Source organism: Cupriavidus sp. USMAHM13 (assembly GCF_001854285.1).
Classification (GTDB): domain Bacteria; phylum Pseudomonadota; class Gammaproteobacteria; order Burkholderiales; family Burkholderiaceae; genus Cupriavidus; species Cupriavidus malaysiensis.
This window is the reverse complement of the sequence record NZ_CP017751.1, coordinates 364530-389046: the sequence shown is the minus strand read 5'-3', so window position 1 is coordinate 389046 and position 24517 is coordinate 364530. Positions and strand designations below refer to the sequence as shown.

General features: G+C 70.6%; 18 protein-coding genes. 13 read left to right on the top strand and 5 right to left on the bottom strand.

The annotated features are described in order from the left end of the window. The first annotated feature begins 132 nt into the window (after positions 1–132). The 6 genes from BKK81_RS01785 (at position 133) to BKK81_RS01760 (ending at position 7322) form a co-directional block, all read left to right on the top strand. Positions 133–771 carry a hypothetical protein gene (locus tag BKK81_RS01785; RefSeq protein WP_231907958.1) on the top strand — a complete coding sequence of 213 codons (639 nt, stop codon included), beginning with the start codon at positions 133–135 and terminating at the stop codon, positions 769–771. Between the two features lie 7 nt (positions 772–778). Beyond that, positions 779–2374 carry a GMC family oxidoreductase gene (locus BKK81_RS01780; RefSeq protein WP_071010499.1) on the top strand — a complete coding sequence of 532 codons (1596 nt, stop codon included), beginning with the start codon at positions 779–781 and terminating at the stop codon, positions 2372–2374. A 282-nt stretch (positions 2375–2656) separates the two neighbouring features. Next, positions 2657–3595 carry a TetR/AcrR family transcriptional regulator gene (locus BKK81_RS01775; protein ID WP_071010498.1) on the top strand — a complete coding sequence of 313 codons (939 nt, stop codon included), beginning with the start codon at positions 2657–2659 and terminating at the stop codon, positions 3593–3595. Positions 3596–3828: 233 nt separating this feature from the next. Then, a complete protein-coding gene (locus BKK81_RS01770) occupies positions 3829–4746 on the top strand; it encodes a DUF1571 domain-containing protein (protein ID WP_071010497.1) in 918 nt (305 codons plus the stop codon). 275 nt (positions 4747–5021) lie between these two features. After that, complete coding sequence (locus BKK81_RS01765; protein ID WP_071010496.1) at positions 5022–6383, top strand: DUF2957 domain-containing protein; 1362 nt, start codon at positions 5022–5024, stop codon at positions 6381–6383. Between the two features lie 90 nt (positions 6384–6473). After that, complete coding sequence (locus BKK81_RS01760) at positions 6474–7322, top strand: OmpW/AlkL family protein (RefSeq protein WP_071010495.1); 849 nt, start codon at positions 6474–6476, stop codon at positions 7320–7322. Positions 7323–7338: 16 nt separating this feature from the next. Here BKK81_RS01760 and BKK81_RS01755 read toward each other — a convergent pair whose 3' ends face one another. The 4 genes from BKK81_RS01755 to BKK81_RS01740 form a co-directional block, all read right to left on the bottom strand. Then, the gene (locus BKK81_RS01755; protein ID WP_071010494.1) at positions 7339–8664 is read right to left on the bottom strand and encodes an RNA polymerase sigma factor; all 1326 of its coding nucleotides are present in this window, start codon (positions 8662–8664) and stop codon (positions 7339–7341) included. Between the two features lie 297 nt (positions 8665–8961). After that, complete coding sequence (locus BKK81_RS01750; protein ID WP_071010493.1) at positions 8962–10440, bottom strand: efflux transporter outer membrane subunit; 1479 nt, start codon at positions 10438–10440, stop codon at positions 8962–8964. A 1-nt stretch (position 10441) separates the two neighbouring features. Beyond that, positions 10442–13597, bottom strand: coding sequence for an efflux RND transporter permease subunit (locus BKK81_RS01745; protein ID WP_071010492.1), 3156 nt, complete (start codon positions 13595–13597; stop codon positions 10442–10444). A 30-nt stretch (positions 13598–13627) separates the two neighbouring features. Continuing rightward, positions 13628–14848, bottom strand: a complete 1221-nt coding sequence (locus BKK81_RS01740; RefSeq protein WP_071010491.1) for an efflux RND transporter periplasmic adaptor subunit — start codon at positions 14846–14848, stop codon at positions 13628–13630. A 476-nt stretch (positions 14849–15324) separates the two neighbouring features. Between BKK81_RS01740 and BKK81_RS01735 the strand changes: the two genes are divergently transcribed. Next, positions 15325–16038 (top strand): TetR family transcriptional regulator, encoded by a 714-nt coding sequence (locus tag BKK81_RS01735; protein WP_071010490.1) that lies wholly within the window; start codon positions 15325–15327, stop codon positions 16036–16038. Positions 16039–16062: 24 nt separating this feature from the next. Here BKK81_RS01735 and BKK81_RS01730 read toward each other — a convergent pair whose 3' ends face one another. Further along, positions 16063–17223, bottom strand: coding sequence for an ABC transporter substrate-binding protein (locus tag BKK81_RS01730; RefSeq protein ID WP_071010489.1), 1161 nt, complete (start codon positions 17221–17223; stop codon positions 16063–16065). A 185-nt stretch (positions 17224–17408) separates the two neighbouring features. Here BKK81_RS01730 and BKK81_RS01725 point away from each other — a divergent pair, with 185 nt between their 5' ends. From BKK81_RS01725 to BKK81_RS01700, 6 genes are all read left to right on the top strand, one after another. Further along, positions 17409–18083: a response regulator gene (locus BKK81_RS01725; protein ID WP_071010488.1), complete on the top strand. Its 675-nt coding sequence runs from the start codon at positions 17409–17411 to the stop codon at positions 18081–18083. A 1-nt stretch (position 18084) separates the two neighbouring features. After that, entirely contained in the window at positions 18085–19572 is a 1488-nt protein-coding gene (locus tag BKK81_RS01720) for a sensor histidine kinase (RefSeq protein ID WP_071010487.1), read from the top strand. A gap of 384 nt (positions 19573–19956) precedes the next feature. Then, entirely contained in the window at positions 19957–20919 is a 963-nt protein-coding gene (locus BKK81_RS01715) for a Bug family tripartite tricarboxylate transporter substrate binding protein (protein ID WP_071010486.1), read from the top strand. Between the two features lie 262 nt (positions 20920–21181). After that, the gene (locus tag BKK81_RS01710) at positions 21182–21655 is read left to right on the top strand and encodes a tripartite tricarboxylate transporter TctB family protein (protein ID WP_071010485.1); all 474 of its coding nucleotides are present in this window, start codon (positions 21182–21184) and stop codon (positions 21653–21655) included. Positions 21656–21722: 67 nt separating this feature from the next. After that, entirely contained in the window at positions 21723–23237 is a 1515-nt protein-coding gene (locus BKK81_RS01705; protein WP_071010484.1) for a tripartite tricarboxylate transporter permease, read from the top strand. Between the two features lie 145 nt (positions 23238–23382). Next, positions 23383–24441, top strand: coding sequence for an AbrB family transcriptional regulator (locus BKK81_RS01700; RefSeq protein ID WP_071010483.1), 1059 nt, complete (start codon positions 23383–23385; stop codon positions 24439–24441). Positions 24442–24517: the final 76 nt, after the last annotated feature.

Sequence of the window (24517 nt, the reverse complement as noted above, 5' to 3'; positions counted from 1 at the left end):
GAGCGTCAATGCGGGGCCGCCGCAGGTTCCGCCATGCCGCCGCAGGACGCACAGTCCGCATCAGTCGAAGCAGAAAGAAAGCGTGCAGCCGGCCACCGCCGGCCTGCGCCGATGACGCCACAGGAGACAACCATGCCAACCCCTTCGCCCGCGCGGCGCGGTGCCGGGCCGGCCGCCGCCGGCCACCCTGGCGCCGCCGGCCTCGCAGCCACCGCCGCCGGCCTGTCGCGCCGCGGCTTCCTCAAGGTCGGCTTCGGCTTTTCCGCCGCGCTGGCCTGTGCCTCGCTGCTGCCGGCACTGTCGGGCTGCGCGCCGTCCAGCACGACGGCGGCGCCCGGCCTAGCCTTCCTGCGCGAGGCCGACACCGCGCTGTTCCGCGCGCTGCTCGGCGCCGTAGTCAGCGAACTGTCCGCCCTCGACGCCAAGACGCGCGAGGCGCGCCTGCAGCTCGCGCTGTCCAATATCGACCGCACCTGCGCGGCCATGGGCAGCCATGCCCAGGGCGAGCTGCGCAAGCTGCTCGGCCTGCTCGACAACCGCGCGCTGCGCTGGGCGCTGACCGGCGTCGGCAGCGACTGGGCGGATGCGGACAACGCGCGCGTGCAGGATTTCCTCGCACGCTGGCGCGCCAGCCGCTTCGCCACGCTCAACGCGGGCGCGGTGGTGCTGGTCAAGCTCTCCAGCGTCGCTTACTTCGTCACGCCGGCTGCCTGGAGCGGTAGCGGCTATCCCGGTCCCAACGCCGCGGTCTACCGCGCCATCCACGCCTGATCCCGCCATGCCCATCGACGATCTCTACACGGCCGGCATCGCCTCCGGCTGGCAGGTGCACGACGCCTCCACCTTCACCGCCCCGCGCCACTTCGAGGCGGACGTGGCCATCATCGGCAGCGGCGCCGGCGGCGGCGTGACCGCCGAGACCCTCAGCGCCGCCGGCCTGCGCGTGGTGCTGCTGGAGGAGGGCGCGCTGCGCACCTCGGACAGCTTCCGCGACATGGACGAGGGGCGCGCCTACCGCGAGCTGTACCAGGAGGCAGCCGGGCGCGCCACCTCCGATGGCGCCATCGCCATCCTGCAGGGCCGCTCGGTCGGCGGCAGCACCACGGTCAATTGGTCGTCGAGCTTCCGCACGCCGCCGCAGACGCTGGCGCACTGGGCCGAGCAGCATGCGGTCAGCGGCCACTCCGCGCAGGACATGGCGCCCTGGTTCGCGCGCATGGAGGAGCGCCTGGGCGTGGCACCCTGGGCCATGGCGCCCAACGCCAACAATGACGTGCTGCGCCGCGGCTGCGAGCAGCTCGGCTGGGAATGGCACGTGATCCCGCGCAATGTGAAGGGCTGCTGGAACTCGGGCTACTGCGGCCTGGGCTGCCCGGTCAATGCCAAGCAGTCGATGCTGGTCTCGACCATCCCGGCGGCGCTGGCCAAGGGCGCCACCCTGGTCCACCGCGTGCGCGTGCGCGCGCTGCAGCACGACGGCAAGCGCGTGCAGGGGCTGGCCGGCGCGGCGCTCGGCGCCGACGGGGTCACGCCGACCGGCGTCACCGTCACCGTCAAGGCCCGTCACTACGTCGCCGCCGGCGGTGCCATCAACACGCCCGCGCTGCTGCTGCGCTCGGGCGCGCCGGACCCGCACGAGCGGCTGGGACAGCGCACCTTTATCCATCCGGTGAATCTCAGCATCGCACAGATGCCAGATCGCATCGATCCCTTTTATGGCGCACCGCAGTCGATCGCCTCCGACCATTTCCAGTGGAAGGACGGCGCGACCGGGCCGGCCGGCTACAAGCTGGAGGTGCCGCCGCTGTTCCCCGGCATCAGCGCCGGCGTCTTCAATGCGATCGGCGAACCGCTGCGGCACGACATGGCGGCGCTGCCGAACACCAGCGCGATGCTGGCGCTGCTGCGCGACGGCTTCGTGCCGCAGAGCGCAGGCGGGCGCGTGCGCGTGGCGGCCGACGGCAGCCCCATCCTCGACTACGAGGTCAGCGACTACCTGTGGGACGGCGTGCGCCGCGCCTGGCTGTCGATGGCCGAGGCCCAGTTCGCCGGCGGCGCGGCGCGCGTGCGGCCGGCCCACCTCGACGCACCCTACTACACGAGCTGGGCCGAGGCCCGGCAGGCCATTCCCGCGCTACCGCTGAAGGCCTTCCGCGCCGCGCTGTTCAGCGCGCATCTGATGGGCGGCTGCGGCATGAGCGACGACCCGCGCCAGGGCGTGGTGGACAGCCACGGCAGCCATCACCAGCTGGGCAACCTGTCGGTCTTCGACGGATCGGCATTCCCCACCAGTATCGGGGCCAATCCGCAGTTGTCAGTGTTCGCGCTGACGGCGCAGAATGCCCATGCGCTGGTGCAGCGGCTGGCCGCGTAGCAATGCCCGGGGCCGCCCGGAACGCCTTGCCACGCGCCGGCGCAGAGGCCGCAGAGGCCGCAGCGGCCGCCGGGCCGCGTGCCGCGGTCCTTGGCGGCATCCGCCGGTGCACCGCGAAGCCTAGAAGGATTCTTCGAATTTCGGGCTTGTGAAACGCTCGATTGCGTCGCTAGGCTTCGTACAACTGTTTCAAGCATCCGTTCGCCGACAAGAGCATGGAGCGGGACAGTTGCAGTGTTTGTTGCTTGGGGTTCACGCAGCACAAGCAGAGAGACGCCCCCCATGAAGACCGGGAGAAGCACGGCGGGAGACACCAAGGCTCGGATACTGGATGCCACCGAGCGCTTGTTCATCGAAGTCGGTTACGAAGGCACCTCACTACGGCAGGTCACGTCGCGCGCGATCGTCAACCTGGCCGCCGTCAACTACCATTTCCGCAGCAAGGACATCATGATGCAGGCGGTGCTGAGCCGCCGCCTCGATCCGCTCAACGCGCGGCGGCTGGCCCTGCTCGACGCCTGCGAGGCCAGCTGGCCCGGCGAGCAGATCCGCTGCGAGCACGTGATGGGCGCGCTGTTCGTGCCCGCGCTGCAGATGGCGCGCGAGCCCGGCATCGGCGGGCCGGCCTTCCTGCGCCTGCTGGGCCGGGTCTACTCGGATACCTCGCCCTTCATCCAGTCCTACCTGATGGGGCACTACGCCCCGGTGTTCGGCCGCTTCTTCGACGCCTTCGCACGGGCCCTGCCCGAGCTGCCGCGCCAGGAACTCGGCTGGCGCCTGCACTTCGCCCTCAAGGCGCTCGCCGGCGTGCTGGCCGGCGACGACCTGGGCAACCTGATGCCCGCCTTCACGCAGGGCAAGACCATGAGCGACGCGCATGTGCTGGCCCAGCTCAGCGCGATGGTCGTGGCTGCGCTGAAGGCTCCCGCGCCGGCCGAGCAGCAGCTCGGCGCGCTGCACGCGGTGTTCGAGATCGGCGAGCGCCAGCACGCCGACGAGAGCGTGCGGCAGCCGGCGCAGCCTGAAGGGTCGGCGCCATCCCAGCCGTCCACCAGGGCCGCGGCCGAGCCCGCGCGGCGCGTGCGCACCAGCACGCGCAGCGAGGGAGCCGCGCGCGCCGCCGTGACGAGCCTGCCGGTACGCGGCAGCTCGCGCGAGCGGCCACCGCCGTTCCCGAGCAATCCGCTCGACGACTGGATGCGCACGCGCTCCAGGAACTAGGGCCGCCACGGCGGCAGCGTCCGCGCCGCCTCGCCGGCCCGTCTTCCCCAACCGCAATCCGACTGCGATGGCGCCGCGCGCCAGGCGCACGGGCGCTTGCCGCCCGCTGTCGCCCCGCTGTCGCCCGACGGCGGCCTGCATCGCCCGAAGCTGCACCGTAGTGGCCGCAGAAGCAGCAGAAGCCGCAGAAGCCGAAGCCGCAGCAGGACGCACCAAGACACAGGAGACTTCAGATGAGACCGTTGTTCATCGCCGCCGCCATCGGCTGCGCCCTGGGCCTGATGGCCGCCCCGCTGGCCGTGCCGCCCGCGGCCTTCGCCCAGCCGGCGCCCGCCGCCACAGCCGCCGCTGCGCCCGCTGCCGCGCCGGCGCAGGGCACCCCCTACGATGGCCTGCCCGCCGGCCAGCAGGCGAGCCTGTTCTCGCGCCAGGTCGCCAGCGGCGAGCTGCGCAAGCTCGACGACGCCCAGCTGCTCGCGACCTTCCACGCACTGCAGCCCGGGACCCTGCTGCTGTGGGCACGCGCCGAGATGAACCGCTATCCGGAATACGAATACTGGATGAGCCGCCAGGAGCGGCTCAACGGCCAGTGGCAGGAGCAGCCCGCGCGCATGATGATCCGCTACCGCCACCAGCCGCGCCAGCTGTACGCGAAGTGGCTGCCCGGCGGCGCGCAGGCCGGCCAGGAGATCGTCTACGACGAGACCAGGCGCAAGGACGAGATGTACGGCCATCTCGGCGGGCTGATGAGCTTCGCCTCGATGTGGATCGCGCTCGACGGCTCGCTGGCGCGCGGCCAGTCCAACCATACCGTGCGCGACCTCGGCTTCCAGTTCGTGCTGTCCATGCTCGAGCGCGACGCCCGCTCGCTGCGCGCCGCGGGCCTGAGCGAGAAATACAGCCGCGTGGACATCGTGCAGGAGCAGGGCACGCGCATGGTGGCGCTGACCTGGGACCTGCCGGCCGGCGCGCCGGCCTACTACGCCAAGAAGGTGCAGCTGATGCTGGACCTGCGCAATCCCTGGCCGCGCGTGGAAACCGCGTGGAACGAGAACGGCGAGATGGTCGAGAAGATCGTCTTCGAGAAAGCCGTGCGCAAGACCTTCGACGCCGCGGCCTTCGATCCGGCCAACAGCGAGTACCGCTTCTGAACCGGACCGCCGCGCGGCAGCGGCGGCCATTCAAACGGAGGCAACGGGCCGGCACGCGCTGCGTTTGAACAGCGGGCGCGCGGTGCCTCCGGCGCCGGCCTGCGGCAAGCCTCGCGCCGCGTGCCGTGCGCCGGCCCGATGTTTGGAACGCGCGCTCTATTGACGCTGCAGTGAGGCGGCGGCGAGAGTCGCCGCACACCAGGCGGCCGCGCAGACGGCAGGACAGCCCGTTCCGTACCGAACGCCTGGAACCTAGAGGAGAGGAGACCCATACCATGCAGCGCGACACGAATCCGCAGCACCGTTCCGCATCCACCATCGCCACGCCGGGTGCCGCCAGGCACGGGCTGGCCGCACGCGCCGCCGCCCTGCTGGCGGCCGCCGCGCTGTGCGCCTGCGGCGGCGGCGGCGATGGCGGTGGCGGCAGCACCGCCGCATCCAGCAGCAGCGGCAGCAATGGCGGCACGAGCACCGCCGCCACCACGCAGGACCGGCTGTGCCCGGCCGCGATCGACTACTCCACGCCCTATATCGGCGGCAGCGGCGCGGGCGAACTGGTCAAGGTGCAGCTCGACACCGCCAGGATGACCTGGCAGGTCACCTTCCTCGACTCGTCGGTGCCGCGCAAGACCGGCACCGTGCAGCCATCGCGCAGCGATACCAGCAGCGGCTCCAACGTGATGTCCGGCACGCTGTCCCAGGAGACCGGACTGCCCACCGACAAGCTCAACCAGTGCGCCTTCCGCCTCAACGGCGCCAGCCTCGACGCTTCGAAGCCGGCCCGCATGTTCGTCGGCATGGGCGTGGCGGGCGGCACCATTCCCGGCGCGCGCATCCAGTACACCGGCCTGCCGGGCACCGTGAACGTGCCAGACACCACCTTCAACTACTTCCAGTTCATCGGTTTCACGCAGACCGAGACCGACCTGTCCAAGGTGGCCGGCTACTACAACGGCCTGGGCTTCCACGAAGTGCCGTCGCAGAACTTCAAGCAGGTCAGCCAGGACTACACGATGGCGCTCGCCTCCAACGGCTCGTTCTCCGTATGCCAGAACGCCACCGGTACCTGCTCGCAGCGCGGCAACAACTTCGTGGCGCAGGCGGCCAGCGGCACCCTGCTGTCGACCAACTACGCCGGCGAGGTGTCGCCTTCGATCGGCACCGTGCAGGGGCGCGCCTACCTGATCGTGGGCAAGCTGCGCGGCCAGCTGGTGCCGGTCATGATCCGCGTCGGCTATGCCAACGACAATCTGTCGGGCAGCCTGCTCGGCGGCGGCCCGTTCGGCGCCGACGACGAGATCGGCATCGGCATGATGGCACCGGCATCGCGCATCGGGGTGGGCTCGGTCAACGGCGAGTACGTGGGCGTCGACAGCAACTTCGCCTACCGCACCACCGCGCTGGTCGATGCCGCGGCGACCATGCTCGACCCGTTCCAGGCCTCGAATGCCTCGCTGGCGACTCCCTACACGCTCAACTACACGCAGACGGTGGCGGGCGTGGTCACCACCACGCGCCGCGACGCCGCCGCCGGCAGCGGCCCCTTCGGCAAGCTGGTCTTCACCGGGGGCGTGTTCGGTTTCCTCGAGGCGCAGAGCAGCGGCCCCTACTTCACCATCGGCGCCTTCGTGCAATGAGAGCGCGGGCGGCGCCACGCCGCCCGCCGGCCTGACGACAACAGAAAACGACAGAAAGCCTGAACCACGCTTCACGCGGGAGACAAGACCATGAAGAACATCCGACGCCTCGCCCTGAACTGCCTGCTCGCCGGCCTGGCCGCCTGCGCCGCCATTCCCGCCGCCTTCGCCCAGAAGGCCGGCGACAACGTGGTATCGGCCGGCTGGTTCTACATCAACACGCGCGGCACCAGCGGCCCGCTGACCACCAGCCTGGCCGACACGCCGATCAACTATCCGCTCGGCCTGCCCAGCACCTTCAGCGCCCCGGGCAGCGGCATCTCCAGCTCGAACGCCAATACGCTGGGCCTGACCTTCAGCCACTTCTTCACCGACCACATCGCGGTGACGGGGGTGGGCGGCATCCCGCCCGAGTTCAAGCTGTACGGCCACGGCGAGCTGATCCCGCCGGGACCGGCCGGCGCGCTCGGCCGCCAGAGCCTGGGCGACCCCTCGCTCAACCCGATCGTCACCAAGGCGCGCCAGTGGAGCCCGGCGGCGATGGTGCAGTACCACTTCCTCGAGCCGACCTCGAAGTTCCGCCCCTTCCTTGGCCTGGGCGTGTCGTACAACTTCTTCACCAACATCACGGTGAACCCGGCCTTCGCCAGCTCGGTCAACAACAACCTCGGCGCCATCCTGGCAGCCGGCGCCGGCATCCCCGGCCCGACCTCGGTGGAAGCCAGCGCATCGCCCTCGTGGGCGCCGATCTTCAATATCGGCGGCACCTACAACTTCACCGAACACTGGGGCCTGACCGCGGCGCTGACCTACATCCCGCTGAAGACGGATTCGACCATGACCATCAAGGCCTCGAACGGCACCATCCTGTCGTCCTCGACCACGCGCCTGGAACCGAACCCGCTGATCGTCTTCGTGGCCGCCTCCTACAAGTTCTGAGCGGCTCCGGCCTGCCTCAGCCGCGCATGGCGGCCGCGCGCGCCAGCAGCAGTTCCCGCTCGCGCGCGTTGCCGGCCAGCGCGGCCGCACGTTCGAACTCGGCACGGGCTTCGGCCTCGCGGCCCAGCTTGGCGAGCAGGTCGCCGCGCACGCTCGGCAGCCACTGGTAGGCCTGCAGCGACTTGTCGCCGCGCAGGGTGTCGACGATCTCCAGCGCCGCCTGCGGCCCTTCGGCCATGCCGACCGCCACCGCGCGGTTGAGCTCCACCACCGGCGAGGGTGCCACGCGCGCCAGCAGGCCATAGAGCGCGGCGATCCGGGCCCAGTCGGTCTGCGCCGCGCTGGCCGCGCGCGCGTGGCAGGCGGCGATGGCGGCCTGCAGCTGGTAGGGCCCCGGGCCATCCTCCTGCGCCGCCGCCAGCGCCTCGGCATGTGCCAGCGCTGCCAGCCCGCGCTGGATCTGCACGCGGTCCCAGCGCGCGCGGTCCTGCTCGGCGAGCAGCACCGGACGCCCCGCATCATCGGTGCGCGCCGCCGCGCGCGAAGCCTGCAGCTCCATCAGCGCCAGCAGGCCGTGCACCTCGGCGCGCTGCGGCGCCAGCGCCGCCAGCATATGGCCCAGCCGCAGCGCCTCCGCGGTCAGGTCAGGCCGCATCCAGTGGCTGCCGGCAGTGGCGGTGTAGCCCTCGTTGTAGATCAGGTAGATCACCTCCAGCACCGAGGCCAGGCGCTCGCCCAGCGCTGCCGCCGGCGGCAGCGCGAACGGCACGCGCGCCTCGGACAGCGTGCGCTTGGCGCGCACGATGCGCTGCGCGACGGTGGCCTCCGGCACCAGCCCGGCGCGCGCGATCTCCGCCGTGCTCAGCCCGGCCACCACTTTCAGGGTCAGCGCCACGCGCGATGCGGCGGGCAGCAGCGGATGACAGGCGGTGAAGATGAGACGCAGCACGTCGTCGCCGATCGGGTCCGCGCGCGCGGCATCGAGCGCATCGACGAAATCGGGCACGATCGCGGCCTGCTGCGCCTCCAGTTCCTGCCCGAGCTGTTCCAGCCTGGCCGCGCGCATCTTGCCGTGGCGCAGCTGGTCGAGCGCGCGGTGCCTGGCGGCGGCCATCAGCCAGGCACCGGGATTGTCCGGCAGGCCGTCCGCCGGCCAGTGTTCCAGCGCGGCGACCAGCGCATCCTGCGCCAGCTCTTCGGCCAGGCCGAGATCGCGCACCAGGCGCGCCAGCGCCCCGACGATGCGGGCCGATTCCTCGCGCCAGACCGTGGCGACGGCACGCCGTACCGCCTCGCGCGCGGCGCTTGCCTGCGGCGCATGGCCGTCCGGGCTGCCGCTCATGGCGCGTCGGGGCCGGACGGTTCGGGCATCGGTAGGAGGGTCGGCATGACGGAAGTCTCCGGTGATCTGTCCGCCACGCTGGCGGGTGCTGGAGGATCGTGGTGCCGCGAGCGGGGCGCCGCGATGGTCCTGCCATGATGACCAATGATAGCCGCCCGGTATGGGGGTAGGTTACGGCGCGGTGGCGTGGTGGCGCGCCGGAAAAAAAGGGCGGAGCGCTCGCGCGCTCCGCCCAGCCTGGTTGCACGGCCCGCGCTGCGGGCCGCGCCGTCTTGCCTGTGACTTGCTGCCTGTTGCTTATTGCGTGGCGGTGCCGGCCTGCGGCGCCGGCGCGGCGGCCACCGTGCCCGTCTCCACCAGGCCGCCGCCCAGCGCGCGATACAGGTCGATGGCATTGTTCAGGCGCAGTTGCCGCGCCTGCACCAGTGCCTGCTCCGCGGTGAACAGCTGGCGCTGCGCGTCGAGCCGGTCCAGCTCGCTCGACACACCGTTCTTGAAGCGCATGGTCGACAGCTCGTAGCGTGCCGCCTCGGCCTCGCGCACCTGCTCCTGTCCTGCCACCTGCTCTTCCAGCGTGCCGCGCGCCACCAGCGCATCGGCCACTTCCGCGAAGGCGTTCTGGATCGTCTTCTCGTAGTTGGCCACCTGGATGTTCTTGCGCACATTGGCCAGGTCCAGGTTGGAGAGGTTGCGGCCGTAGTCGAAGATAGGCAGCACCAGCTGCGGCGCGAACGACCAGGCACCGGTACCGGCATCGAACAGGCTCTTGAAGCCCGGACTGATGGTGCCGGCATTGGCGGTCAGCGTGATGCGCGGGAAGAAGGCCGCGCGCGCCGCGCCGATGTTGGCGTTGGCCGACAGCAGCGCCTGCTCGGCCTGGCGCACATCGGGACGCTGTTCCAGCAGGTCGGACGGCAGCCCGGCCGGGATGTCGCTGATGATGCGCTCGTCGGACAGGCGCATCGGCGCGGGCAGGCCGGCGATGGACGCGATCGGCTTGCCCACCAGCACTTCCAGCGCGTTCTGCGCCTGCGCGCGCTGGCGCGCCAGCTGCGCGGCCGACACGCGTGCCTGCGCCACCAGCGACTCGTTGTCGCGCAGGTCCAGCGCCGAGGTGGCGCCGGCGGCGAAGCGCTGCTTGGACAACTCGTAGGTGTCCTGGCGCGTCTTCAGCGTATCGGCGGCAAGGTCGTACTGCTCGGCGTAGGAACGCTCGGACAGGTAGGCCTTGGCCACTTCCGACACCAGCGAGACCTGCGCGGCGCGGCGTGCCTCCTCGGTGGAGAAGTACTGCGCCAGCGCGGCGTTGGACAGGCTGCGCACGCGGCCGAAGAAGTCCAGCTCGTACGAGGCGACGGCGCCGCCGACCTGGTAGAACTGCGCCACATAGGGCTGGCCGGTGGCCGATTGCGCCGCCGCGTAGCGCTGGCGGGTGTAGCCCGCCTGGGCATTCAGCGTGGGCAGCAGGTCGGCGCGCTGCACCTGGTACTGGGCGCGCGCTTCTTCGATGCGCAGCGCCGCGGTGCGCAGGTCGCGGTTGTTCTCCAGCGCGGCGGCGATCAGCGCCTGCAGGCGCGCATCGCGGAAGAACTCGCGCCAGCCGATCTCGGTGGCGCGGCGGGTCTCGCCGCTCTTCACCTCGGCGGCGGCATAGCCTTCCGGCGCGGCCGGATAGCCGCCGGCCACGGGCGCCTCGGGACGCTCATAGCGCGGCGCCATCGTGCAGCCGGACAGGACGCCGGCCACCAGCAGCAGTGCGGTCAGAGTCTTGGTCATATCAGATTTCCTTTTGCGGCTCGTTCCAGCCCTGTCCGTGTTCCAGCTCCGGCTGCGGCTTGCTGCCGAAGCGCTTGCGGATCACCACGAAGAAGACCGGCACCAGGAAGATGGCCAGCACCGTGGCAGTGAACATGCCGCCGATCACGCCGGTACCGATGGCGCGCTGGCTGCCCGAACCCGCGCCGGTGGCGATCGCCAGCGGCAGCACGCCCAGGATGAAGGCCATCGAGGTCATCAGGATGGGGCGGAAGCGCAGGTGCACCGCTTCCAGCGTGGCTTCGACCAGGCCCTTGCCCTGCGCCTGCAGGTCCTTGGCGAACTCCACGATCAGGATCGCGTTCTTGGCCGACAGGCCGATGGTGGCGATCAGGCCGACCTTGAAGTACACGTCGTTGGGCATGCCGCGCAGCGTCACGCCGAGCAGCGCGCCGAGCACGCCCAGCGGCACCACCAGCAGCACCGCCACCGGGATCGTCCAGCTCTCGTACAGCGCGGCCAGGCACAGGAACACGATGATCATCGACAGCGTGTACAGCATCGGCTCCTGCGAACCCGCCAGGCGCTCTTCGTACGACTGGCCGGACCACTCGTAGCTGAAGCCAGGCGGCAGCTTGGCGAACATCGCCTCCATCTCCTTCATCGCCTCGCCGGTGCTGTGCCCCGGCGCCGGCTGGCCGGCGATCTTCACCGCGGGCAGGCCGTTGTAGCGCTCCAGGCGCGGCGAACCCATCACCCACTTCGAGGTGGAGAAGGCCGAGAACGCCACCATGTCGCCGTTGGCATTGCGCACGCGCAGCTTGCTCAGGTCGTCGGGCAGCTTGCGGTCGTTGCCTTCGGCCTGCGCGATCACCTTGCGCACGCGGCCTTCGTAGATGAAGTCGTTGACGTACAGCGAGCCGAAGGCGACCGACAGCGTGCTGTTGATGTCGGCCACGGCGACGCCGAGCGCGCGTGCCTTCTCGCGGTCGATGTCGATCTGCAGCTGCGGCGCGTCTTCCTGCCCTTCCGGACGCACGCCGGCCAGGGCGGGATTCTTGGCCGCCATGCCGAGCATCATGTTGCGGGCTTCCATCAGCTTGGCGTGGCCCTGGCCGGAGCGGTCCTGCAGGCGGAAGTCGAAGCCCGAGGAGTTGCCCAGCTCAGAGATCGCCGGCGGGTTGAGCGGGAAGATGATGGCGTCCTTGATGCCCGACAGCGCGCCGAAGGCACGGCCGACCATCGCCTGCGCGGTCTCGCCCGGGCCCGTGCGCTCCTTCCAGTCCTTCAGGCGCACGAAGGCGATACCGCCGTTCTGGCCGCGGCCGAAGAAGGAGAAGCCCGCCACCGTGATCATCTGGTCCACCACCTTCGATTCCTTGGTCAGGTAGTAGTCCTCGATCTGCTTGAGCACGCCCAGCGTGCGCTCCTGGGTGGCGCCGTTGGGCAGCTGCACCACGGTGATCATGTAGCCCTGGTCCTCGTCGGGCAGGAAGGAGGAGGGCAGGCGCTTGAACAGCACCACCATCGCACCGACGATCAGCGCATAGACGATCAGGTAGCGGCCGGTACGCGCCAGCACGCGGCCGACCACGCTCTGGTAGCTGCTGGCACCGCGCGCGAAGGTGCGGTTGAACCAGCCGAAGAAGCCGGTCTTCTCATGATGGTGGCCCGCCTGCACCGGCTTGAGCAGCGTGGCGCACAGCGCCGGCGTCAGCGACAGCGCCATCAGCGCCGAGAAGGCCATCGAGGCGATCAGCGACACCGAGAACTGGCGGTAGATGTTGCCCACCGAGCCCGAGAAGAAGGCCATCGGGATGAACACCGCGGTCAGCACCAGCGTGATGCCGACGATGGCGCCGGTGATCTGGCCCATCGCCTTGCGGGTGGCCTGCCGTGGCGACAGCCCTTCCTCGCTCATGATGCGCTCGACGTTCTCCACCACCACGATGGCGTCGTCCACCAGGATACCGATGGCCAGCACCATGCCGAACATGGTCAGCACGTTGATCGAGAAGCCGAAGGCCAGCAGCGTGCCGAAGGTGCCCAGCAGCGCGATCGGCACCACCAGCGTGGGAATCAGCGTGGCGCGGATGTTCTGCAGGAACAGGTACATCACCAGGAACACCAGCACCACGGCTTCCAGCAGCGTCTTGACCACTTCCTCGATCGAGATCTTGACGAAGGCGGAGGTGTCGTAAGGCACCGAGTACTGGTAGTCGTCGGGGAAGATCTTCGACAGCTCTTCCATCTTGGCGCGCACCGCGGTGGCGGTGGCCAGCGCGTTGCCGCTGGGCGACAGCTTGATGGCGATCGCGGCCGACGGCTTGCCGTTGGTGCGGGCCAGCGTGGAGTAGTCGGCACCGCCCAGTTCGACGCGGCCGATGTCGCGGATGCGCACCGAGGAGCCGTCCGGATTCACGCGCAGCAGGATGTTGGCGAACTGCTCGGGCGTGGTCAGGCGGCTCTCGGTGGTCACCGTGGCGTTCAGCTCGGTGCCCTTGGGCGAGGGGGTGCCGCCCAGCTCGCCCACGGCGACCTGGACGTTCTGCTCGGAGATGGCCGCGGTGACGTCCTTGGGCGTCAGGTTGAAGCCGGTCAGCTTGGCCGGGTCCAGCCAGACGCGCATCGCGTACTCGGTACCGAACAGGTCGGCCTGGCCGACGCCGGGCACGCGGCGGATCGAGTCGAGCAGGTTGGCCGACACGTAGTTGCCCAGCGTGATGGCATCGGTCCGGCCCGACTTCGACGACACGGTCAGGAACATCATGTAGTTGTTCCCGGCCTTGTCCACGCGCACGCCCTGCTGGCGCACCTCGGCCGGCAGGCGGGCTTCCACGCGCTTGAGGCGGTTCTGCACTTCGACCGAGTTCAGGTCGTTGTTCGAACCCGGCTCGAAGGCGATGGTGATCGTCGCCAGGCCGGTGGCCTCACTGGTGGAGTTGTAGTAGAGCAGGCCGGGCGCGCCGTTCAGTTCCTGCTCGATCACGGTGGTGACCGAATCCTCCAGGGTCTTCGCCGAAGCGCCCGGGTAGGTGGCGGTCACCGACACCGTGGGTGGCGCGATGTTGGGGTATTGCGCGATCGGCAGCTGCAGGATCGACAAGATCCCGCCCAGCACGATGATCAGCGCGACCACCCAGGCGAACACCGGCCGGTCGATAAAAAACTTGGCCATAAAACTGGCTCCCTTCTGGTTCCGCTTGGATTAACCCTGCTTGGCTGCGCCGCCGGCCTCGGCTTCGATCTTCTTGGCCGGCGCGGCCGGCGCCGAAGCGCCTTGCGCAGCGCCCTGGGGCACGAACGGCACGGCCTTGGCGGGCGCGCCCACCTTGACCTTCTGCAGGCCCTCGACGATGACCTGCTCGCCGCCCTTCAGGCCTTCGGTGACGATCCAGCGATCGTCCACCGCCTGCGGCGCCTTGACCGGCATGGCGGCGACCTTGCCGTCCTGGCCCACCACCAGCACGCTGGCGCCCTGGGCATTGCGGATCAGCGCGCGCTGCGGCACGGTCAGCGCCTGCTCGTTCAGGCCCTGCTCGATGCGCACGCGCACGAAGGTGCCCGACAGCAGCTCGCGCTTCGGATTGGGGAACTGCGCGCGCAGCGTGATGGCGCCCGTGGTCGGGTCCACCGTCATGTCGGAGAACAGCAGCTTGCCGGTGTGCTCGTACTCGCGGCCGTCCTCGACGAACAGATGCACGCGCGCGCCGCCGTCGACGCCCTTGATCTGGCCCGACTCGATGGCGCGGCGCAGCTTGGCCACCTCGCTGGCGGGCTGGGTGAAGGTCACGCGGATCGGGTCGACCTGCTCGACCAGCGCCAGCTGGGTCGCCTCGCCCTTGCCGACCAGCGCCCCTTCGGTCACCAGCGCGCGGCCGGCACGGCCGCCGATGGGCGCCGTCACCGTGGTGTAGCCCAGGTTGATCTGGGCGGTGGTCACCGCGGCCTGGGCCGCGGCGACGTCGGCGTCGGCCTGGCCGGCGGCGGCCACGGCGTCGGCGTACTCCTGCTTGCTGACGGCATTGACGGCGACCAGCGGCTTGTAGCGTTCGGCCTTCTGGCGCGCGGTCACGGCATTGGCCTCGGCGCGCTGCAGGCTGGCCTTGGCGGAAGCGAGCTGGGCCTGGTAGGGCGCCGGGTCGATGCGGAACAGCACCTGGCCGGCCTTGACCTCGCCGCCTTCCTGGTAGTTACGCGACAGCACGATGCCCTCGACACGGGCGCGCACTTCGGCCGTGCGCACGCCTTCCAGGCGGCCCGGCAGTTCATTGACGACCGCCACCGGCGACGGCGTGACGGTGACGACGCCGACTTCGGGCGGCGGCATGGCGGCCCCGGCCTGGGGCTTCTTGTCACCGCAGGCGGACAACGCCAGTACCGTCAGCGCGGCAGCGGCAACGCAGGTGATTCGTTGGGACTTCCTCATCGATAACCCCATGATGGCAATTGAAATCGGCGGCGCCCGGACAGGTGACTTTTACTGCCGGTGGCGAAAACGCCGCGACCGCCGCGCGGACGGCGGCGGAAACAAGCAAAAAGCGCAATGCTAGCCACGATCCGTGATGCAGGCACGGCACATGCGACGAACGGCGGCTTTCAGGTGACGACCTGCCCGATCGATGGGGCAGGCTGCCGGGCAGATCGGCTTTACCGGATGCCAGGCAAGGGCGTATTATATATACATCCAAGCATGTATGTAAAAGTCCTGCTGCAGTGCAGGGATTTGCACATGGCGCAATGTTCTTGTGCGCAAAGGAGTGGGCATGCGTTAGCATGCGCGCCGTTCGCCGTGCCGCTTCGGCGCCGGTTCGACGCAACCAAGGAAACGGACGTCACGCGCCGGCACTGGCGTGACCTGGGGAGAGGAACCGACGCGGTCCGCGTGGCCGCAGAGAAAGGAATATGGTCAGACGCACAAAGGAAGAGGCGCAGGAGACGCGCAATCGCATTCTCGATGCCGCCGAAGCCGTCTTTCACGCCCGCGGCGTGGCGCGCCCCTCGCTGGCCGACATTGCCGAGGCCGCCGGCGTGACACGCGGGGCCATCTACTGGCACTTCAAGAACAAGAGCGATGTGTTCGCCGCCATGTGCGACCGCGTGCACCTGCCGATCGAGACCCTGTGCGAGCCCGAGCATATCGAGCGCCAGGAAGACCCGCTGGGCGGCGTACGCGACATCTGCGTCTTCGTGATGCGCCAGACCGTGCGCAACGCCCAATGGCGGCGCGTCTACGAGATCATCTTCCACAAGTGCGAGATGGTGCAGGAGAACGGCGCCATCTTCGAGCGCCAGCGCCAGTCGCACGAGGACGGCAACATCAAGATCCGCGACCACCTGCGCCTGGCGCGCGAGCGCGGCCAGCTGCCGGCCGAACTCGACCTGGACGCCGCCACCCAACTGTTCCACGCCTCGGTGCACGGCCTGCTGGCGCACTGGCTGTTTGCCCCCGAGAGCTTCGACCTGGACGCCAGCGCCGAGCGCCTGGCCGACGGCATCATCGATATGCTGCGCCTGTCGCCCGCGCTGCGCCGGGGCTACGTGCCGCGCCCCGCCAACCCGATCGGCGACCAACCGGAGGCATCGGGCCACGGCGGCGGCACGCCGCCACAGCCCTGAGCCGGCGCGCCGGCCCGCGCCGGCCTATCCGGCCAGCGCCGCGCGCCAACGCGCCAGGAAGGCCCGCTTGCGCATCGCATCCTGGGCCGCCAGCAGCCCGGGGCCCAGGCCGATCGGCTTGAGCGCGTAGCCCAGCCGCTCGGCCAGCGCGGTGGCGTTGTAGGGATTCTCGGTATCGGTGCGCACGGTGTAGAGCTGCGAGCTGGAGCGCCCGAGCAGGCCCTGGCCCTCGCCCGACAAGAGGAAGTCCAGCCACAGCCGCGCGGCATTGGGATGCGGCGCGCGGCGGGCGATGAAGGCCACCCGCGAGATCACCAGGGTGTAGTCGCGCGGGGCGATCACGTCGATGTCGGCGCCGCGCTCCATCAGCGACAGGGCATAGGCGCCCAGCAGGTTGTAGCCGAGCACCAGCTCGCCGCTGGCGATGCGCTCGATCATGCCCGCGGTCGAAGCCTGCAGCTGCACGCGCGAGCGTCCCAGCGCCTGCGCCAGGTACCAGAATTCGCTGCCCATGCGCGCGTCCTGCTGCGCCAGCAGGTAGCCCACGCCCGATTTCTCCACATCGTAGGTGACCACCCGCCCGCGCCAGCCCGGCGCCTTGTCCTGCAGCAGCCGCGCCAGGCCGCTGCGGCTGCGCGGCAGCCGCACGCCCGCCAGGTGGCGGCGGTTGTAGACGATCACCGCCGGCTCGAAGGTGGTGCCCCAGGCTTCGTCACGCCACACCGCGCGCGCCGGCAGACCGCCGCGCTCGGGCGACTCGTAGCGCTGCGCATGGCCGTCGTTGACCAGCTTGACCTGCAGGTCCATGGCCGCACTCCACAGCACGTCGGCACCGCCGGCGCCCAGCGCGCGGGCCGACTCGGCCAGGAAGCGGTCGTTGAGGGCGAGCGAGTTCAGGTCCTCGTAGTGGACCTTGATGCCGGGATAGCGCGCCTCGAAGGCCAGGATCAGCGGCCGCACGATGTCGAGATCAGTGGTCGCATACACCGTCACCGCGCCCTCGCGCTGGCCGCGCGCGATGGTCTGCTCGTAGTCGTCGGGATAGCCGGCCGGCACGGCCGGGGCGCCGGACTGCGCCAGCGCGGGCAGCACCGGCAGCGCGGAGCCGGCCACAGTGGCGCCGGCGGCGGCGAGCAAGCGCCGGCGCAGGGTGCCGGCGGGCGGAAGGATGGGCGAGCTGGGCATCGGCGGTGGCGGCGGAGCGGGGGCGTGCCCGCGCGCCTCGGACCCGTGCGCGGCGGGGGGAGCGGGGCGGGGGTATTATAGGCGCCCTCGGAGCGCCCGCCGCGCCTCCGCGCGGTGCGCCCTGCGCACCGGCGGCCCGGCCGGCGCCCCGCATTTCTGGCAATCGGGTGGTAGGGAGGTCCGGCATGCGCATCCTGCTGGTGGAAGATGAGATCGAACTGGCGCGCTGGGTGGCGCGCGCGCTGGAGCAGGGCGGCTTCGTGATCGAGCACGTGGCCGACGGCCTCAAGGCCGAGGCACGGCTGGCGGCCGAAGAGTACGACGCCGTCGTACTGGACCTGCGCCTGCCCGGCAAGGACGGCCTGTCGGTGCTCAAGGCGATGCGTGCGCGCGACGACCGCACCCCGGTGCTGATCCTGACCGCACAGGACACGCTCGACGAGCGCGTGCGCGGTCTCAACCTGGGCGCCGACGACTACCTGCCCAAGCCCTTCGCCATCGCCGAGCTGGAGGCCCGCATCCTGGCGCTGATCCGGCGCAGCCGCGGTCGCGCCCACCCGCGCCTGCAGTGCGGCACCCTGGTCTTCGACGGCGAGACGCGCGGCTTCACGCTGGACGGCGCGCCGCTCGCGCTGACCCCGCGCGAATCGACGCTGCTGGGCGCGCTGCTGGCCAGGAGCGGGCAGCCGCTGACCAAGGCCCAGCTGCTCGACAAGGTCTTCTCGCTGGACGCCGATGTCAGCCCCGACGCCATCGAGGTGCTGATCTACCGCCTGCGCAAGAAACTCAGCGGGCACGGCGTGACCATCGTGACGCTGCGCGGCTTCGGCTACCTGCTCGAGCCGGAGGGCGCGCACTGAGATGGCGGCCGAGGCCTCCGCGCCGGCCCGGCCGGCGCGCCCGGTGCGGCGCTGGCTGCGCGGCAGCCTGCGCCGGCAACTGCTGATCCTGCTGCTGCCGGCGCTGGCCGCCATGATGGCGCTGGACACCTGGCTGACCTACGGCACGCTGCGCGACGCCGCCAACGCCGCCTACGACCGCTCGCTGTACGGCTCGGTGCGCGCCATCGACAACGCCATCGGCATGGACGGCGAGAACGTGCAGCTGACGCTGCCGGACGCCGCCATGGAAGCCTTCGAGACGGCGGCCCAGACGCGCGTGTTCTACCGCGTCTCGGTCGAGCGCGAGGGCCGCATCGAGACCGTCACCGGCTATGGCGACCTGCCGCTGCCGGCGGGCCCGCTGGTCAGCAACCAGCCGCGCTTCTACGACGCCCGCTACAGCGGCGACCCGGTCCGCATCGCCGTGCTGGCCCATCCGGTCTACCGTCCCAACGCCCATCTGCGCGTGGTCATCCAGGTGGCCGAGACGGCCGAGCCGCGCCAGGCGCTGATCGGCACCGTGTGGCGTGGCGCGCTGGCGCGCGACCTGCTGCTGATCCTGGTCAGCGCGGCCATCGTGATCGGCGGCGTCACCTTCGTGCTGCGCCCGCTGGCGCGGGTGCGCGACGACGTCGAGGCGCGCTCGCCCGACGACCTCACCCCGCTGGCCTTCGAGCACGTGCCGGTCGAGGTGCGGCCGCTGGTCGACGCGGTCAACCGCCACGTCTCGCGCTCGGCGGCGCTGACGCAGGCGCAGACACAGTTCATCGCCGACGCCGCGCACCAGTTGCGCACGCCGCTGGCGGTGCTGAAGACCCAGGCGGAGTTCGCCCAGCGCCAGCTCGGCAGCCTGGCCGACCCCGCCCCCGCGCAGCAGGCCGCGGGCGAGGCCGTGGGCGGCATGGTGGCCCAGCTCGAACAGGCGGCGCGCCTGACCAACCAGCTGCTGGCGCTGGCGCGCGTGCGCCAGCACCATGGCGAAGGCGCCGGCGCGGCGGCGCCGGCCGACACGGTCGAGGTCGTCGACGCGGCGGCCGTGGCCGGACAGGTGGCGCTCGACTACCTGCCGCTGGCACGCGGCAAGCAGCAGGACTTCGGCTGGGAGGGCCAGCAGGGGCTGGCGCTGCCGGTGCGCGCCGATGCCGCGCTGCTGCGCGAGGCGCTGGCCAACCTGGTGCACAACGCCATCCAGTACTCGCCGCGCGGCAGCCGCATCACGCTGTCCGCCGCCCGCGCCGGCGACAGCGCCCGCCTGGTGGTGGAGGACGACGGCCCGGGCATTCCACCCGAGGAGCGCGAGAAGGTCTTCGCACGTTTCTATCGCCGCGTCGGCCACACCGAGCCGGGCTCGGGCCTCGGCCTGGCCATCTCGCGCGAGATGGCGGCGCGCTTCGGCGGCACCGTGGTGCTGGGCGAGGCGGCCAGCGGACGCGGCGTGCGGGCCGTGCTGACCCTGCCGCTGGCCTGACCCGCGCGGCTCGCACCGTTCGGGGCCAAGCAATGGGAGACATGGCGGCAACGGCGGGCCGCCACGACCCCATGTCTTATGCACAGGACATTCAACCCCAGGTTAACCCCTAGGGAATCGGGCCGGCTTTGACAGCCAATTGACAGTTTCACCCGCCTAGAATCCGGCCATGGTCCGGTTCAAGTATTACCGGCCAGACAAGCAGAAGCACAACAACGAGTCCGGCAGGTCGACCATGCCGGGACGGGAGACAGCGCGACACCCGCGACACCCAGGTGCCGGGCATGTGCCGGCCGGGCGCCGGCATCGCTCCTCCCGCCCGCGCGGCGCCCGCCGGAGCCACGGCCCCAAACGGGCGGGCCGGCAAACCCGAGAGGAGAACCCATGCGTCGCAACCTGCATCGCCTTGCCTACGCCGTGCTGGCGTCCGCCACCCTCACCATCGCCGCGGCCCCCGCCCATGCGGTGGACAGCGTGAAGTTCATGATCGGCGCCAACCCCGGCGGCGGCTTTGATCAGACCGGCCGCTCGCTGGGCGCCGCGATGGTCGCCGCGGGCGTGGCCAAGTCTGCCTCCTACGACAACAAGGGCGGTGCCGGCGGCACCATCGGCCTGACCCAGTTCGTCAACACCGACAAGGGCAACCCGAACGCGCTGGTGGTGACCGGCGCGGTGATGGTGGGCGCCATCGAGACCAACAAGCCGCCCGTCACGCTGAAGAACGCCACGCCGATCGCGCGCCTGTTCGCCGACACCATGGTGATCACGGTGCCGGCCTCCTCGCCGATCAAGTCGATGAAGGACCTGGTGGCCCAGCTCAAGGCCAACCCGGGCAGCGTCAGCTGGGGCGGCGGCTCCAAGGGTTCGATCGACCACATCCTGGCCGGCCTGATCGCCAAGGAAGGCGGCGTCGATCCGAAGAAGATCAACTACGTGCCCTTCCAGGGCGGCGGCGAGGCCTCGGCCTCCATCCTGGGCGGCCACGTGACCGCCGGCATCGCCGGCGTGTCGGAGTTCCTGCCTTTCATCAAGAGCGGCAAGATGCGCGCGCTGGCCGTGACCTCGAAGGACCGCACCGCCGACATCCCGACGCTGAAGGAGCAGGGCATCAACGTCGAGATCTACAACTGGCGCGGCGTGTACGGCGCACCCGGCATCAGCGACGCCCAGCGCAAGGCACTGATCGACGCGGTGGTCAAGGCGACCGAGAGCCCGGTGTGGAAGGAAACCCTGGCCAAGAACGACTGGACGCCCTTCCTGCTGACCGGCGACGAGTTCGCCCGCTTCGTCGACAGCGAATCGGCCCGCCTGGGCTCGACCCTGCGCGAGCTGGGCGTGGCCAAGTAAGGTCGCGTCCCGCGGGCGCCAGCGCCGGCGCCCGTGCCGTTGCCGTCGTTGCCGTCGTTGCCGCTGTTTCCGTCGTTTCTACCGTTTCACCCGTCGTACCCGCCCCCGACCGGCATGCGCCGGCCGGTGGAGAACGGGCCGGGGCCCGGCGTCTGCCACCTGCGATACCGAAAAACCAGAACCATATACGTCGCCGGGCCCCCGCTCGCGCGGGATCCGATCGACTCCCGCCGGCACCAGCCGGCTGAAGGAGCCCCACCCCATGAAGCCCTCGCATCTCGCCATCGGCATCGCCGTGCTGGCGCTTTCCGTCTTCTTCTTCACCGGCCTGCCCGGCATCTCCGACGATGCCGGCTATGCCGGGCTGTCGCCGCGCTTCGTGCCCACGCTGGTGGCCATCGGCCTGGCCGTGTGCGGCGCGCTGCTGACCTGGCAGGGCGTGCGCGGCGGCTTCCGCAACATGCCGGAAGAGGACGCCGAACTGCCCTCCGCGCCGCACAACCTGCGCGGCTTCCTGTGGGTGTCGGCCGGCCTGGTGGCCAATATGGCCCTGATCGGCACGCTCGGCTTCGTGCTGTCGTCGACGCTGCTGATGGTGTGCGTGGCGCGCGGCTACGGCAGCCGCCGCCTGGTGCGCGATGCCCTGATCGGCCTGGCGGTGACGCTGCCGATGTGGGCGCTGTTCGAATTCCTGCTCGGCATCAACCTGCCGCTGCTGCCGGTGGCCGGCTTCTGAAGCCGCGCCTCAGACCGAATCCCCAAGCCCTCGTTTCGTCGGTCCTGAATCCGGCACGGAGTCTGATATGGATACCCTGAACCAGCTGATGCACGGCTTCGCCGTGGCCATCACGCCGCTGAACCTGATGTGGGCCCTGGTGGGCTGCTTCCTCGGCACCGCCATCGGCGTGCTGCCCGGCATCGGGCCGGCGCTGACCGTGGCCATGCTGCTGCCGCTGACCACCAAGGTCGACCCGACCGCCGCCCTGATCATGTTCGCCGGCATCTACTACGGCGCCATGTACGGCGGCTCCACCACGTCCATCCTGATGAACACCCCGGGCGAGTCGTCCACCATGGTGACGGCGATGGAAGGCAACCTGATGGCCAAGAACGGCCGCGCCGGCCCGGCGCTGGCCACTGCGGCGATCGGCTCCTTCGTGGCCGGCACCATCGCCACCGTGCTGCTGTCGATGTTCGCGCCGGTGGCCGCCGACGTGGCCCTGCAGTTCGGTCCGGGCGAGTACTTCATGATCATGCTGCTGGCCTTCACCACGGTCTCGGCGGTGCTCGGCTCCTCGCTGCTGCGCGGCATGACCAGCCTGTTCCTGGGCCTGGGCATCGGCCTGATCGGCATGGACTCGCTGTCGGGCCAGACGCGCTACTCGATGGGCGTGCAGGAGCTGTACGACGGCGTCGACATCGTGGTGGTGGCGGTGGGCCTGTTCGCCGTGGGCGAGGCACTCTTCAACGCCTTCTTCCCGCAGCCGGCCGGCACTTTCAACAAGGTCGGCTCGGTGATGATGAACCGTGCCGACTGGAAGCGCTCGGTGCCAGCCTGGATCCGCGGCACCGTCATCGGCTTCCCCTTCGGCCTGATCCCGGCCGGCGGCGCCGAGATCCCGACCTTCCTGTCGTACGCCACCGAGAAGAAGCTGTCCAAGCACCAGGATGAGTTCGGCAAGGTGGGGGCGATCGAAGGCGTGGCCGGCCCCGAGGCCGCCAACAACTCGGCCGTGACCGCCACGCTGGCACCGCTGCTGACGCTGGGCATCCCCACCTCGAACACCACCGCCATCCTGCTGGCGGCATTCCAGAACTACAACCTGCAGCCGGGCCCGATGCTGTTCCAGACCTCGGGCGACCTGGTCTGGGGCCTGCTCGCCTCGCTCTACATCGGCAACGTGATGCTGCTGGTGCTGAACCTGCCGGCCATCGGCCTGTGGGTGCGCATGCTGCGCATCCCCACGCCGCTGCTGTACGGCGGCATCCTGATCTTCGCCGGCCTGGGCGCCTACGGCATCCGCCAATCGTGGTTCGACCTGCTGCTGCTGTTCGTGATCGGCCTGCTCGGCATGGCGATGCGCCGCTTCGACTTCCCCACCGCGCCGGTGATCGTCGGCCTGATCCTGGGGCCGATCGCCGAGAAGCAGATGCGCAACGCGCTGTCGATCAGCCAGGGCGACTGGTCGGTCTTCGTGACCCAGCCGATCTCCGCCACCATCCTGGCCATGACCGTGGCCGTGGTGCTGATCCCGCGCCTGCTGGGCTGGCTGGCCCGGCGCAGCGCCGGCCGCGGCGTCGCCGACCCGGCGGGCTGAGCACGCACGCACCGGCAAGGCCCGGCACGCCAGGCGCGCGCCGGGCCTTTTCCATTGCCGGGGACGGCCGGCGCCGCCCCGGCGGCACCCCCCGACCCTTCCACAAGAAGAAACGCGCCGGCGCCAGCCGCCAGGCCGCCTCCCAATGCCTTCTCTGCTTCACCGCTGGCGTCCGGTCCTGCTGACGCTGCTGCTCGGCCTCGCCGCCGCGCTGACCTGCTCGCTGCTGCGCACGCCGCTGCCCTGGATGATCGGCCCGCTGCTGTCGGTGGCGACCGCGCGCATGCTGGGCGCCGACCTGCGCGCGCCGACCCAGGCACGCAACGCCGGCCAGTGGGCCATCGGCACCGCGCTCGGCCTCTACTTCACGCCCCACGTGGTGGCCAAGCTGGTCGAGTTCCTGCCCTATATCGTCGCCGCCTCGCTGCTCGCGCTGGCGCTGGGCGCCGGCGGCGCGCTGCTGCTGCGCCGCGCCACCGGGGTGGCGTTCAAGACGGCCTACTTCTCCACCGCCATCGGCGGCGCCTCCGAGATGGCCAACCTGGCCGAACGCAACGGCGCGCGCATCGACCAGGTGGCCGCCGCGCATTCGCTGCGCGTGCTGCTGGTGGTCGTGGTGGTGCCAGCCATCCTGCAATACGGCGGCGTGCACGGCCTCGACCCCTTCGTGCCGGGGCCGCGCAGCGTCAACGTGCCCGGGCTGCTGGTGCTGATCGCCATCACGCTGGCCGCGGCGCTGGCGCTCAAGCGGCTCAACCTGCCCAATCCCTTCGTCATCGGCACGCTGCTGGCAGCTGCGCTGCTGACCGCGTCCGGCATCGAACTGTCGGCCATCCCCAGCTGGATGAGCCGTGCCGGCCAGCTGCTGATCGGGGTCTCGCTGGGTGCGCGCTTTTCGCGCGAATTCCTGCACACGGCGCCGCGCTTTCTCTCGGGCGTGGTGCTGTACACGGTGCTGGCGCTGCTGCTGTCGGCGCTGTTCGGCTGGGGCCTGTCGGCACTGTCCGGCGTCCATCCGGCCACCGCCATCCTCGGCACCACGCCCGGCGGCATCGCCGAGATGTGCATCACCGCCAAGGTGCTGGAACTGGGCGTGCCGCTGGTCACCGCCTTCCATGTGATCCGCATGGCCTTCGTGGTACTGTGCACCGGGCCGCTGTACCACTGGCTCAAGCACCGGGTGGCGCCGGCGGAGACCGAATAGGACAACGCGGCGACCTGCCCGGCGCACGGGGCAAGGGCAGGGTTGCCCCCCTCCCGGCGGGCCCGGCCGCCGCCTT